The 14,247-nt window shown below is 35.0% G+C and carries 10 protein-coding genes; 6 read left to right on the top strand and 4 right to left on the bottom strand.

What is annotated here, in order from left to right; translation table 11 throughout:
• Position 1: 1 nt before the first annotated feature.
• The 4 genes from AC0L8O_RS21245 to AC0L8O_RS21230 form a co-directional block, all read right to left on the bottom strand.
• Positions 2 to 1,843, bottom strand: a complete 1,842-nt coding sequence (locus AC0L8O_RS21245) for an ABC transporter ATP-binding protein (RefSeq protein WP_473445170.1) — start codon at positions 1,841 to 1,843, stop codon at positions 2 to 4.
• Positions 1,840 to 3,777, bottom strand: coding sequence for a lantibiotic dehydratase (locus tag AC0L8O_RS21240; protein WP_473445168.1), 1,938 nt, complete (start codon positions 3,775 to 3,777; stop codon positions 1,840 to 1,842). The genes AC0L8O_RS21245 and AC0L8O_RS21240 overlap by 4 nt, the downstream gene beginning before the upstream one ends.
• Entirely contained in the window at positions 3,771 to 5,054 is a 1,284-nt protein-coding gene (locus AC0L8O_RS21235) for a lantibiotic dehydratase family protein (protein ID WP_473445166.1), read from the bottom strand. The genes AC0L8O_RS21240 and AC0L8O_RS21235 overlap by 7 nt, the downstream gene beginning before the upstream one ends.
• Positions 5,055 to 5,163: 109 nt before the next feature.
• Positions 5,164 to 5,325, bottom strand: a complete 162-nt coding sequence (locus AC0L8O_RS21230; protein ID WP_473449077.1) for a gallidermin family lantibiotic — start codon at positions 5,323 to 5,325, stop codon at positions 5,164 to 5,166.
• An 837-nt stretch (positions 5,326 to 6,162) separates the two neighbouring features.
• Here AC0L8O_RS21230 and AC0L8O_RS21225 point away from each other — a divergent pair.
• The 6 genes from AC0L8O_RS21225 to AC0L8O_RS21200 all read left to right on the top strand — a co-directional run bounded on the left by AC0L8O_RS21225 (position 6,163) and on the right by AC0L8O_RS21200 (position 14,227).
• A complete protein-coding gene (locus AC0L8O_RS21225) occupies positions 6,163 to 6,870 on the top strand; it encodes a hypothetical protein (RefSeq protein ID WP_473445164.1) in 708 nt (235 codons plus the stop codon).
• Between the two features lie 1,168 nt (positions 6,871 to 8,038).
• Positions 8,039 to 9,013: an aldo/keto reductase family protein gene (locus AC0L8O_RS21220; protein WP_473445162.1), complete on the top strand. Its 975-nt coding sequence runs from the start codon at positions 8,039 to 8,041 to the stop codon at positions 9,011 to 9,013.
• 83 nt (positions 9,014 to 9,096) lie between these two features.
• Positions 9,097 to 10,113, top strand: coding sequence for an aldo/keto reductase (locus AC0L8O_RS21215; RefSeq protein WP_473445160.1), 1,017 nt, complete (start codon positions 9,097 to 9,099; stop codon positions 10,111 to 10,113).
• A gap of 231 nt (positions 10,114 to 10,344) precedes the next feature.
• Positions 10,345 to 11,457 carry a hypothetical protein gene (locus tag AC0L8O_RS21210; protein WP_473445159.1) on the top strand — a complete coding sequence of 371 codons (1,113 nt, stop codon included), beginning with the start codon at positions 10,345 to 10,347 and terminating at the stop codon, positions 11,455 to 11,457.
• A gap of 102 nt (positions 11,458 to 11,559) precedes the next feature.
• On the top strand, positions 11,560 to 12,516 hold the full coding sequence (locus AC0L8O_RS21205) for a glycine-rich domain-containing protein (protein ID WP_473445157.1): 957 nt from the start codon (positions 11,560 to 11,562) through the stop codon (positions 12,514 to 12,516).
• Between the two features lie 367 nt (positions 12,517 to 12,883).
• Complete coding sequence (locus AC0L8O_RS21200) at positions 12,884 to 14,227, top strand: Spo0B domain-containing protein (RefSeq protein ID WP_473445155.1); 1,344 nt, start codon at positions 12,884 to 12,886, stop codon at positions 14,225 to 14,227.
• Positions 14,228 to 14,247: the final 20 nt, after the last annotated feature.

The following is a 14,247-nucleotide window of genomic DNA, read 5'->3' as shown; positions in this document are numbered from 1 at the left end:
CCTATAACGCCTGTAAAGACGGTTCATGAATGTAAGGTGATGCTTGCAAATTATAAAGTTCTGAATATACCCCACTTTCTTGTATCAATTCTGTGTGGGTACCTCTTTCTATAATTTGACCATCATCCATCACAAGTATTTTTGTCGCGTGTTTCACGGTAGAAAACCGATGGGAAATATAAATCCCTAATTTGTTCTGAATTAACTCATGGAATTTTTCAAATAATTCTTTTTCAGCTTTAGCATCTAAGGCAGAGCTAGGTTCATCTAACAAATAGACGTCTGCATCCATCATAAGGGTTCTTGCAATTGCGATTTTTTGCCATTGTCCCCCTGATAGCTGATGGCCATCAGCAAACCATTTCCCTAATTGGGTATCAAGTTTATTAGGTAGAGAATGGATGAGGCCTTGTATACCAGAAGCTTGGATGGAATGATCAAGTGCAGCATCATTTGTAAGCTGTTGAAGATTTCCAAAGCCAATATTTTCTCGTACGGAAAGCTCATATTTTACAAAGTCCTGAAAAACAACACCAATTTTTTCTCGTAAACTCTGGGTAGTATAGGAATTAAGTGGATGAGAATTAATAAAGATTTCCCCTTCAAAGTCTTCATATAATCTAGTTATTAGTTTTACTAGAGTGGATTTACCTGATCCATTTTTCCCGACGATCGCAACTACTTCGCCTTTGTTAATCACAAAGTCTAAGTTTTTCAATGCATAATTCTCTTTACCAGGATATTTAAAAGAGACGTTTTTAAATTCAATCGAATTGATTTGCTCAAGAGTCATTAAACTTTTATTCTCTTTATCGATATAGCTAAGCTCTCGCTCCGGCACATCCAGGAAGGAGAAGAGTTGATCTATGAAGAGATTATTTTCATACATAGAAAAGATTTGATGCAATAATGACTGGGAAGAGCTCTGTGTCGTTGACAAGGCTTGTATATAAGTAATCATCGTTCCGATCATGATTTGTTTCGTAAACGCGGCAAGTAAAATGAATAAAGATATGCCTGCAACGATAAATTGATTAACAAAATTGAATCCTAATGAGATCATCGTTCGTTTTTTCAGTAAACGTCGATCTACCTTTATAAAGTTGTTATAAATCCCTTTATACTGATTTAAAAGATGTGAGCTCAAACGAAAGAGTTTTATTTCCTTTATATGAATATCTTTGGTTAGTAAATAACTTAAATACCATAGTTTCCTTCGTAATGGGGCTCTTTCCCATTCAATATTAAATTCCTTTTTACCTAATCTTAAAAAAGATGCAGCAGAACAGATTGGAATAACCAATAGAAGAAGAACGATCCACCATTTCCAGACAATTAAAATCATTGCTGTGGAAAAAAAGGTGATAAAACTATTGATTACTTGTAAAATTTGTTCGAAAACTTGATAAGGACGACTATCGGCTTCCATTTGCGCTCTCTGTAATTGATCATAGATCACATCATTCTCAAAATCACAAAGAGCTAATTTTGTTGATTTTTCCATAAGCATGATTTTTACATGATTTGATAGCTTTAAGATAAAGATCCCCTTGCAATATTCAGAGATTTGACTAAAGAAGAGCTGGGAAAGATAGACAACTGTTAAAATAATCAACCCTTTAACTACAATATCAATTCCTTCTTCCCAACCAATCGATATACTATTGATCAAAAATTGATTAGATAATAATAGGAGGGAGGGGATGATCCCTAGAATGATATTGATGAGCATAATGAACATTAAGGTTTTTTTATCTACATTCCATAATAATTTAAAAACCCTTGGCCAATTTCTAAATGACGTAAGTACCTCTTTAAAGGTTATTTTTGTTTGCTCATTCATTTAATCCCCTCTTTTAGGTATCTTAGGTTATATAAGGTATGTCTTACATAGGCCATAATTTTTGACTCTCGTTTTCTATCAATCCCTAATAATCTGTTAAGATGGAGATGGATAATGCTTCCTAGGATATCTTCCACACTGTTGTACAATTTATGAGACTCATTTAGAATGTTCATGTTCGTAACAAAATCATGGACAGCCTCATGACGGAGATTCAGATCACCCATTAGCTGATGATAATCACTATTTTCTTTATCATCTTTACTCCCTTTATGATTCAGACTCATTAATAGCTTTCGATGCTCTCTAAATTCTTCAATATATTCTTTTTGTGAAACCATTGTATTAAACCAATTAAGCTGCTGTTTGAAGGTTAAACCAAAGTTGTCAAGATAATGTAAAACACTTAAAGTAGCCACGATATCAAGACTAAGATTAGTTTCCTTTACTCTTTGTTTTTCAAGGAGTAATTCGACACACTGGCTATCACGATAAAACAATGTTTCAGCTCTGTCTATTAGTTGAGGACCACCGTATCTTTCAACTTCTCGATCATAGGTTGAAATATCAACAGTCGTAATGAGCCCTTCTTGTTCTAATTTGAAAAACCATTGATAAAGCTGTGGTAATACCTTTTGGGATATTAATTCTTGCTGCCCCTTAAACCTAAGCCTGATATGTTTATTCGGATCAGCATAACGCATAAAAAAGTACTTTTCGATTATTTGTTGATTTTCCAATTCTCGACAAAAATCTTTGATAAAAAATGCGAGTAAATCGTCTTCTCGCGAACCATTTCCATAAATTTTAAGATACAGCCACTCACTGCCTGGAAGTTTCCTTGCGATATCACTATGATTTTTTATCGGTTCTAAATAATGGGAGTTTTTCTGAGACCTTCCTGTTTCTCCCGCTGCTTCGATAGAACTTTTCGATATAAGAGGGAAGGCATACTCGATATTGTAACTATTACCTTCGATATCCTTTTCCCAATTACTGAGAGAGTATGATTCCTTTTCAATTAAGGTGAGACTTTCTTCCTCTTTAAGACCTTTAAATTGTGTAAATAATTCCTCTATATGTAGTGGATTCTCAATATCTAGTAAAATTCTATTGTCACCAATTGTTTGATAAACAAACCTTGGTACATTCCACTTTGCAGCCCATTCATGGAAGACGAGTGTCCACTCAGCCAAATCGTCGATATTCTTTTTATGTGTCATGGTTCGTTCATTTACATTCCATTTCGCTAGGGAAATAATGGACTTATTTATTCTTACCCGAGGTAAAAATGGAGATGAATCTAATGAATACCACATAAATGGTGACCAAAGTTTGACACCATCACTTGAAATTTCAGATAAAAATCGATATACATTAGGGGCCGAACGGTTATTTAACATATTTGTCACAGTAACAATTAGTTCTTTTCCTAATGATTTTGATTTTAAATAAAAAGCATCCATAGAAGCACCAACTAGAATATCGGATAAGTCTATTGTATATTTTCCTTCTTTAGATGAGTTTGTACCAATAACGATTTCATAATCTCGGTAATTTTTAGTTAGGGTTACATTAGCAGTTCTTCCGACCACAGGTAAGTACACTAATTCTGCATATATGACATCCTGTTTCTTTTCATTCTCATAAATGGATGCAAACTTATTAGTAAATGTTTCATCTTCAAGTATATCCAAGAAGCGGCCAAAGGTTTTACCAGCCCCATCTGATCCGCCACTTATTCCCATCGTAAAGCGATAGTTTCCCTTATCTACATCTTCCTGGCATTGAGCAATCAATGTTCCGTAAACCTCTAAGGAAGGAGGTACACTACTCATGTCAAGGTTCGTTGGCTCCAATTCCTTTAAGTCCTCATTTGTTAAGACCATCTCTGTGGAGTTGGCATTCAAGGTCTCTACTAATTTTTTTAACATGTACTTTTCTCTTTTTCTAGATCAGCATGTTGAATATGATCTACTTCCCTAGAGCTCACAGGGTTCATATAGGATGCAGGAGCTCCTAGTCCCCTATCTTCATCTAATAGTTCTAAAAGTGGTATTTCTCGATAGATTCCATATTTCTCGATAAACTCATTTCGATATTGCCTAATGTGTGGAAGACCTTTCGTACTGACAGACGTTTTCCACAGGAATTCTGCTGTTTTTGCTATCTCTTGACCAATCTCTTGATTTAAATAGATAGGGTGACTATCTAATTTTGTATCAACCTGTAGAAAGTATTTTGAATCAACAATATCGTTCATTTTACTTTTAATGATTTGTAAAGAATTTAGGCCCTCTCCTAGTTTCATATTGTTATATTGATCAATTGCATGACTTAATTCACATACTTGTGCATGTAATTCATCGAATCCTTCTAATAAGGAGATCTTCTTACGTAAATATGAAAAAGGAGCGATACTAGTTAAAGGAGGACGTAATTCAGTTAATAGGTACTCTTTCTCAATTAATTGACTCAAAATACCAGTAATCTGTTCATCCAAAGCCGATGGGAAATTCGATTTAACTACCTTAGCTACATCACTAAATGAAAGTGGCTCTTTACAAAGGTCCAAAATTAGTTCTACTACGGGGGTTTTGTTAATGGAAACGACTTCTATTGAATTAATTGTTGTATGTTGACCACACTGAGAATTATAAGGAAGCTTATACCTTCCACCACAGTCCATCGTAATTGAATTGGTATGTATGGTAATTTGCTTTAATACGGAAAGATCGGATTCTAGCTTATGGACCAAAGATAGAATCCATGCCATATCCGGTCTAGCTCTTTTTCTATGATCATGGGAAGGATTTAATTGCAATTTAGTTTTAGTATGAAATTCACCGTATGTTACTCCTGAATATAATCCGAAAGGAGTAGGTCTTGATGACATACGAATGAGATATTTATTTAATGATTGAATAATTTTCTTATCTTTTGATTTGTTCCCATATGACCAATCGGTGATTGCTTCATACAATGAATAACTTGAAACCATGATTGCCTCTTGAATAAAAGGATTCTTTGATAGCTCAAAAATTCTTGATGAAATTTCATCGATACTTCTAACATTCCCTTCAGGTGAATAAAACAAGCTCTTATAAAAATCGATTGGTAATAAAGGGGAACGTACCATAAAAAAATCTAAGGGTGAAAATAGTGTTGATTCCTCTACTAATAAATCCTTTTTTTCTATGACAGTTTTCACACTAATCCTCCTAGAGTAAGGTAAAAATTCTTCAAAATTCCAAAAAATAAGTATACAGAAGATATATTGCTAATCCACTGTATACTTATTATGTAGTCACAATGTTAAATTAAGCACATGTAATACAAGTTTTAGTGATACAGCAATTAGAATTTAATGTAGCATCACCTTTGCAAGTTTTCGCGCATGTACCAGGAGTACATAACATGTAACTTGTAATACGTGGTTCATTGTTAGTAGATTGTGATACTTGAACATCTAAATCGAACATACTTTTATTTGGCATAATTTTTCCTCCCCAACCATAATTTTGTAATTTGATGATATCATCGACCTAATTATATATCCCGATTTGTATAATATATCCATTTATTTATATTTTTTTAGATTCCTTTATTTTTAATTATATTTATGATTAAAGGTTACTATTATCAACTTTAGTATTTAAAGCAAAGATGTATAGAAGAGGAGGATAGGGGAAAATTCACGAAAGAATTTAGACTGCCATTATAAACATTCATGTTGGTGAAAAAGATTATCATTATTACGCAAAAGACAAAAAGATAGGTATTGAATAGGAATGTTTCCTACCTTATGAAAATAGGAAGTATGTTTTAATTGGGATGGATTATCGATAAAAGGCAAAATACAAAGGTTAACGTATTGCTCATTGGGATCAGGAATCACTTAATAAATGGATTGATGTATTTCAAAAGGAGAAGGTGCGACAGAAGCGAAGACTGATGATGCATCTGCAAGTGCAGGAAATCCATCTGCTGTAAGGTAACATCGCCCTAAATAGTTTAAGCCGATACAACCCGTATCGTAACAACTCATTCAGAGTCAAGTGCCAATAATCGTTTGACGAAGCCTAGTTCCTTCTGTAAAAGGACAAAATCATTTGTTAGATTCTAATAGTTTTTTGGTGAATGTTAATGTGTTCTAGTTGTTTAGATTAATATATATGAGATGCATGGTGTTTATTATAAAAGATCTTTATCAGTCTACTCAATGGTTTTGCGACCTTTTCATCACTTGGTAGATATGGGCGATATACCTCTTGCATATATCTTTAAAAACCTTCATATTGGAAGGAAGGAGGTGCGATATGCGACACGATATACAAGCAAATGAACGAGCATTCTCTTCCAAAGAGGTGGCGGAAGAAGTGGGAATTGCAACTCCCACAGTTCGAAAGTATGGACAAATTTTAGAGCGTAATGGATATGAATTTTTGAAGGATGGAGACCGGCGTATCTTTGTTCAATCTGACATTAGAGCACTTATAGCGTTACGCGATACGGACAAGCCCTTGGACGATACAGCTAGAGAGCTTGTGGTTCAACAAAAAGAAAGATTAGAAGCATCTGATGAAACAGATATAGCGATAAACGATACATATGAAAATTTATCATACGACCCTAATCAAGTAAAAGAAGCTCTAAGGTTTTTAGTGAATGAGCTTGCTGCAGCACGTGAAATGAATGTCCAATTGATAAACGATATATCACAGCTTAAAACACATGTTTCCCAACTCCAACAAGATCATCATGTAATAAGTTCAAGCATCGCAAATTCAGCACAAAGAACGAATACTAAAATTGAAAAGTTAACGGAACAACAAAACACCCATTACGAAACATTACTGGAACAAGAAAAACAAAGAAGTGAACACTTACAAAAAGAATTACAAAATATGAGGGAGGAACAGAAAAAAGAATGGAAGTTACAAAACGATTTTAATAAACGCTTAGAAGTTTCGATACAACAACCGAAAGAAAAATGGGGATGGCTTTTTACCTTATTTCGAAAATAAAATGAAAATGATGATATTATCTAATACTATTTTCAGAAATAGTATTAGATAAATAGCTGGATAGAGTGGCTCTTTTTGTTGTTGTATCGCTTGGCGATATATCTTGTGAATAAACCTAAAGCTTCATGTTTTAATAGAAATGGTGGATCTATATGCGGTATGTTTTACAAATGATAAAACGATCTTTTGTTACAAGAAGTTAGCAGTCGAAGTGGGGAAATATCACCTTGGTTGCCTGTATGATCATATCATAGGGTGATATGTATAGGATTAAACGTATCAGGGAGCGACATAGAGGTTGCAAACAAGTTATATTTACAAGGTGAGATAATCAAAAACAGAGATTCGTTTGTTCTGACAATTCAGATATACTTTTTTTCAAATTACAACAAATTCCCGGGAAATATCGGCAGATTCCGAGTCGATATTTGACAAAATAAGATATGGATAAAGTTTATTTTGTAAAGCTCACAAATGAAAAGAGAAGATTTTCCCTACTTAGGGCATAAAACTCCGATACGAGTTTGTGATATTTCAGCAAAAGTCATGTTTTCCTATATGAAATGCGACATGAACAGCGATATGACAGAAATATCGGCTTCGTTCTACTGCCTGCTCAAAGGAAACGGTGCACCTATATGCTAGGGAAATGGATACATAAACAACTAGCTTCCCAGATGTTAGATTTGATAACTGGTCTAGTGAAAGGAAGAGTGGAGATCCGGGAATTCTCTACTAAATGCCATAAACATGTACAAGCAATAATACGGATGCCGTGTCTCGTCAGAAAAATCAATATAGTATGAGATTATCACTCTCTGATGGGAGCCCATGTTTCCGCTGTTGTGAACCCACAGTTTCATCACATATTATTCCTTCCCTTACCCCAATAGTAGCTACTATAAATTTTATATTATCTAACCTTTTTCTTACTATATCAAAAAAAATTCAGTACTTTAAATGAATTTCTTTACTCTTTATACTATAAAAACAAGGTTGTTTATTGTTTGATTATTAAGATATTCACGAACAACTTGAAGGCTTTTTAAAACCTATTGATTTGCTCTCAGTCTTATTTAGAGAAATATAAACATTTTTTAGTGATTTATATCTTCTCTAGGAACAATTTTTTCCGTTATCAAACTAAAATTAATAGGAGTGTTTCAAAATGAAGTATCGTCGTTTAGGCAACAGCGGGTTGAAAATTAGTGAAATTGGGCTTGGAAGCTGGCTAACGTATGGGGAAACAGTAGGAAACCAAAATGCCATTGATTGTATTCATCAAGCATATGAACTTGGTATTAATTTTTTCGATACTGCAAACGCATACAATGGAGGAGAAGCAGAGAAAGTGGTTGGTGAAGCCCTTAAATCTTATTCTAGAGAAAGCTATGTGCTTGCTACGAAAGTGTTTTTCCCGATGGGAGATGGTCCGAATGACCGAGGCCTTTCACGAAAACATATCATTGAGCAATGTGATGCGAGTTTAAAACGATTAGGTGTTGATTATCTCGATCTTTATCAATGTCATCGATTTGATGAAGAAACGCCAACAGAAGAAACTTTACGCGCATTAGATGATTTAGTTCAGCAAGGTAAAATTTTATATTATGGTGTTAGTGAATGGACTGCTGCACAGATCACCGATGCAGTTCATATAACAAAAGAAAAAAATCTACGTCCACTTATTTCAAATCAACCAATCTATAACATGCTTGTACGTTATATTGAAAAAGAAGTTTTACCTGTTTCTGAAAAAGAAGGAATCGGACAGGTTGTCTTTTCACCGTTAGCACAAGGAATCCTTACAGGTAAATATAAACCAGGTCAAGAGATTCCTTCCAACACTCGTGCAGCTAACGACAACATCAATCGTTGGATTAAGAGCTACTTAAATGATGAAGTGTTAGAACGAGTTGCCCGTTTAGAAGGAATTGCGAATGATTTAGGTATTAAATTATCTCAATTAGCTGTTGCCTGGATCTTAAGACAACCTGGTGTTAGTTCCGCAATCGTCGGAGCAAGTCGACCAGAACAGGTAACTGAGAATGTGAAAGCCTCTGAAGTTGATCTTTCTAATGATGTATTAATTGAAATTGAATCTACTTTAAAAGAAATTGATGGATTTGTACCTATTTGGTAAAGGGTGAACGAATTCAGTTTACACTAGCTTTTTTTGCTAATTGTCAGGTTTAACTGAAGTAGTCTATTAGGAGTGATGAATCAATGGAATATCGTTATCTGGGGAAAACTGGTTTACAAGTAAGTGAACTTTGTCTTGGAACAATGACATTAGGTCGTGAAACCAATGAAAAGGATAGCTTCAGCATTTTGGACCGTTATGCTGAAGAAGGCGGGAATTTTATTGATACTGCTGATGTCTATACACGTGGTGTTTCTGAAGAAATCGTCGGTAAGTGGTTAAAAAATCAAAATCGTGATGACTATGTTGTTGCAACAAAGGTTCGTTTCCCTATGGGTGAAGGACCAAATGATGTTGGGCTGAGCAGAAAACATATTATTTCCGGTGTTAAAGAAAGCTTACGGCGTTTAGGAACTGATTATATTGATCTTTATCAGGTTCATGCATGGGATCCTCGAACACCTTTAGAAGAAACGCTAAGCACGTTAAATGATCTTGTTCGTGAAGGTCTTGTACGTTACATTGGAGCAAGCAACTTTAAAGGTTGGCAGCTTCAAAAAGCAATAGACTTAAGTAAGCAAAAAGGTTGGGAACAATTTGTTTGCCTACAACCTCAATATAATTTGTTATGTCGTGCTACCGAATACGAATTGATTGATGTTTGTGAAAATGAAGGTTTAGGCGTTATCCCATGGAGTCCGCTGCGTGGAGGATGGTTAAGTGGTAAGTTTACACGTGACATGGTTAGACCGCCAGAAGATTCTCGTATATCTGTTGCTGAAGAAAAAGGGTATAGTGAGACATGGGATAAGTATAATAATGATTTTACGTGGAATTTGTTAGATACGTTATATAGTGTTGCAGAAGAAGCCGGTAAGACTCCGGCTCAGACAGCAATCAACTGGCTTCTAAACAGTCGTGGTGTTACGGCCCCAATTATCGGTGCACGTACAATGGAACAGCTTGAAGCTAACTTAGGCTCTGCTGGATGGTCTTTAACGAAGGATCAACTCAAACACTTAACTGAAGCGAGTGAATTATTTGTAAGCTATCCTTATGATATTGATGCAATAAATCAACGCACTAAAGGTAGAGAATAAGAGGAGGTTGGGCAGGTTTTTTGAGCCTCCTCCCTAAAGAATAGTAATCAAGGCTTCTCAAAAGTTCACTGATCTTTTGGGGAGCTTTTTTCTTTTTACTCTTCTCACAAAGATAGGTTTTCGTAAAATTGCTAGTACAGGATGGGGAATTTAACTATAGATCTATATAGAATAATTCATTACCACTTTACTGTTTCTGGTAAAATAGGGAATAGGAGGAGTTGTTGACTTATGGAAATGCAAACGAAAGATCATTTGAACTTTACGAATCAGCTTCCAAAGTGGGCCATTTGTTGCCATATTGGGTTAATCTCCTTGTTCCTTTTAATGGGAATGGGTATGTTCTTTTTTACTGTCAAAGAAGTCCCAGAGACTGGGCTGGGTATCTCAATTCCTTTATTCCTGATTGGTGTTGTCTTTCTTGGACTTTCGTGGTTTAGTTATAAAAACTTACAAAAGTATTTAGACTTCATTATAAAAATCCATGTTGGTGAAAAAGGTTATAATTATTACGCAAAAGACAAAAAGAAAGGTATTAAACAAGAATTTTCCCTACCTTATGAAAATATGAAATATGTTTTAATCGGAATGGATTATCGATTGAAGGCAAAATACAAGTATAGTGTTCATCATGATAGGACCAAACTTATTCCAGTACGGTCGGCAAAAATATTAATCTGTGGTGTCAGTACCAATAATCAATTAGAGGTTACAAGTTTTGCTCATTGGGATGAAGGATCACTTACTAAATGGATTGATATCTTTCAAAAGCACGGGGTAGACATTTTTCATACAGATAAAGCATTAACAGCAACCCCAAACAATCCAGAAGTTATTGAATCAATTCCAAAAAAGAGGTTTGAGGGAACACTTTCCTTTGAAATTGGTTCAGAGGCAGACGGTTTGGATAATATCTTTTTAACAGAAAAGCAGCAAGAATTGATTGAGGAAAAAGAGAAAAAAGGACGAAAGAGCGGCCTTTACTATACAATTTTGTTATCAATTTCACAGATCATGATGATTTGCTTTTGGTTTCCTCATTGGGAAATAGTAGATAAGTCCTTCAGTGATAGTTCCGGGGAGTTTGTTGCTCTTTTATTTACTCTTCTTTCACAGCTTTTTATCTATATAAAAATGCGAAAGATCAAATGGTATGTGCCGATACGGGATATTTTCATCATTTATCTAGGCATCCTAATCGGGACTCAACTTTCACCAGATGAACGAACAACATTTCCATTCGCGGTTCAGGGTTATGCAATGATGACGATCTGTTCATTTTTGCTCCTCTACTATGGAGTGAAATTATCTTCTTGGTTTCAAAAAGTAAGAAAAAAACGATGAATATAAGCAGGCTGGAAACTTTAAGGAAACTTACCAAAGGTTAATTCGTATATTTAAGGGATGAAGAGGATTATATAACAAGAATTTGAAAGGATGAGGGCCATGACAGGAATTTTCATAGGGGTTATTGTAATGGGGCTCTTTTTTCTGCTGGGACGCACATTCGGTGCAGGGAGGAAAAAGTCTTTAAAGAATGACCTTATTCCAGAACAACTAGGTGTACAGGTAGTAGAAGCAATTCCAATTGTGAATAAGCTCGATCTGTCCCTATCAAACTTTTATATAGATAATGTGAAAAATCGTGTCCTACAGAGTCATCCGAAATGGAAGGATCATGAGTTTGACTGGGGAATGTTTGAGTTAAAACGTTATTTCTTAATGAATAGTCTTTTAAAGTCAGTCCCGATGTTTAGTCATCATGTAGATGAAATTTGGCATGAAATGCTCATGTTTACAAGGGACTATGAGAAGTTTTCGAAGGACTTTTACAATGATACACTACACCACACACCTAATCTGGATAGTACTCCGATACCAGGTGAACGTGCCTTTTTTGATTGGGTGTATATTAGCTTATTTGAAGTGACTGAGAACAGTAGATCCATCTGGGGGCGTCTTTTACAGAACCCAATTAAGCGTGAGATTCTAGAAGATTTCCGTTTATTATCTGAAGATGAATTACTATCGAAATATTTTAGAAAAAATGAAGAATGGCTGGAAGTAAAGAGATTTTTAATTCATAAAATGAAAAAGGAGATTCATGAGGCTGGGCTGCAAAATACAAATTCTAAGAAATTTGCTCCGCATACCTCAGCGGTAGACAGTAATCTATATACATATGCAGCCGGGGCTGCGGTCTTTTATTCGATATACAATGAAGATCAATTTCATGAGCATATGAGTGAAGTTGTTCCTGAAGAGTACCAAAAAGGTATATCGTCCGGTGGAGGATCTAGTTGTTCCGGCTTTGCTTGTAGCAGTGATTCAGGTGATTCAAGTGGTGGTGGGGATTCAGGGGGATCCAGCTGCTCCAGTTGTGGAGGAGGCTGTAGTAGTTAGTTGGAAAATTTAGCAAGATTGCACATTGTAATTATTCGATTAGAAAAGGTCTTTCGGCAGTATACAAATCGGTTTGGAGGCATTTTTGGAGGGCCTATAAACATGGACTTTCGTTAACATAAAGAAAGCAAATTTAGAGGTCAAGAACTGTTAGAAAGTTTACTTAACCCATTGTGTATGTGTCTAATATTCCGTAGCATTATGAGTATTTACATAAGGTCTTTCATTACTCACAGTGGAAGACTTTTTTCTGTGTTTTAGAAAGTTCGTTTGAGTCAGAATATTCATTCATGTATTATAAAATATAAATATCTCAAATTATATTATTTATTTAAAATAGTAGTTTGCAAGTAAACTGGAGGTCGATATGAAAGTTCAATTTACATTACAAACAAAAATTCTAGGTCTCATTTTCTTTCTGATTTTACTTGTTATTGGAGTTCTAACAGGAACATTTGCTTTCAATGAAACAAAAGAAGATGTTAAACAGGCTGAAGAATTAGCACTTCAAACAGCCCAAACTCTTTCATTTATGCCTGCAGTCCAGGAGACTTTTCGGGAACAAAATAACAATCAGCAAAAACTACATTTGGTTATTAATAAGGTGATTGACCAGGTAGATGCTTCACGCGTTCTTATTGAAGATCGAGAAAAGAACATAATAGCTGGCGAAGAGCCGCCTTCTCAATATCAGGATACGTATAAGGCACTTGTATTTGGAAGTACCTATGTTACTCGTGTAGGACAAGGCGAAAGTGAGGTATTAAGGGGAGTTGCCCCAGTTATTCTTGATTACGAAGATTATAATAAGGTAGAAGGCGCTGTAATTGTGGAGTTTCATATGACGGAAATTAGTGGCCGTATTTCTAGTAAAGTAAAAGAAATGGTTACGACCTCTGGAATAGTACTGTTTATAGGGATTATAGGAAGTGTCATTCTTGCACGAAATATACGAAGAGATACTCTTGGGCTGGAACCTTATGAAATCGCTTTATTATTTAGAGAACGTAATGCAATACTTCAATCCGTCAAAGAGGGTATCATTGCCATTGATCAATACGGCAAGGTTACGATGATGAATAAATCAGCCCAACAAATTTTAGATATTTCTAGTCGAGATGAAGTACAAAGAATAAATGAAATGATTACATCTGATCATATTCTAAAACTTATGGAATCAAATAAAGATGTTGTAAATGAAGAAGTACAGTATAAGGATCGGACCCTTATTGTTAATACACAGCCGGTCTTAGAAGAGGGGAAAAGAGTCGGAACAGTTGCCACCTTTAGGGACAAAACGGAAATGAAGAAGATGGTTGATGCTTTTTCTGAGGTAAAGCAGTATTCAGAAGATTTACGAGCACAAGCTCATGAGTTTACAAATAAACTTTATGTCATATTAGGTTTAATTCAACTTGGTAAAAAAGAAGAGGTCATACAGCTTATTCAAGAAGAAACAAAATCACAAGAACAGCATACCGAACTTATTTTTAATCATATTCAAGATGAGAAAATCCAAGCCATTTTATTAGGGAAACTAGCGAAGGCATCAGAAAAGAAAATTCACTTTCATATTGAAGAAGAAAGTTCAGTTTCACCTCTATCAGAAAAATTTCAACTTGCACCATTAATTATTATTTTAGGAAACATATTGGATAATGCGTTTGATGCAGCTGCTGATAGTGAAGAAAAAAAGTTTCCTTTTTTGTAACAGATTTTGGAAACGATGTT

Source organism: Metabacillus sp. KJ11-3 (assembly GCF_055808295.1).
This window is presented reverse-complemented; position numbering and strand designations above follow the sequence as displayed.

Excerpts from the sequence above, each read along its gene's own strand:
- AC0L8O_RS21245 (WP_473445170.1), bottom strand. The coding sequence starts at position 1,843 with ATGAATGAGCAAACAAAAATAACCTTTAAAGAGGTACTTACGTCATTT.
- AC0L8O_RS21240 (WP_473445168.1), bottom strand. The coding sequence starts at position 3,777 with ATGTTAAAAAAATTAGTAGAGACCTTGAATGCCAACTCCACAGAGATG.
- AC0L8O_RS21230 (WP_473449077.1), bottom strand. The coding sequence starts at position 5,325 with ATGTTCGATTTAGATGTTCAAGTATCACAATCTACTAACAATGAACCA.
- AC0L8O_RS21225 (WP_473445164.1), top strand. The coding sequence starts at position 6,163 with ATGCGACACGATATACAAGCAAATGAACGAGCATTCTCTTCCAAAGAG.
- AC0L8O_RS21220 (WP_473445162.1), top strand. The coding sequence starts at position 8,039 with ATGAAGTATCGTCGTTTAGGCAACAGCGGGTTGAAAATTAGTGAAATT.
- AC0L8O_RS21215 (WP_473445160.1), top strand. The coding sequence starts at position 9,097 with ATGGAATATCGTTATCTGGGGAAAACTGGTTTACAAGTAAGTGAACTT.
- AC0L8O_RS21210 (WP_473445159.1), top strand. The coding sequence starts at position 10,345 with ATGGAAATGCAAACGAAAGATCATTTGAACTTTACGAATCAGCTTCCA.
- AC0L8O_RS21205 (WP_473445157.1), top strand. The coding sequence starts at position 11,560 with ATGACAGGAATTTTCATAGGGGTTATTGTAATGGGGCTCTTTTTTCTG.
- AC0L8O_RS21200 (WP_473445155.1), top strand. The coding sequence starts at position 12,884 with ATGAAAGTTCAATTTACATTACAAACAAAAATTCTAGGTCTCATTTTC.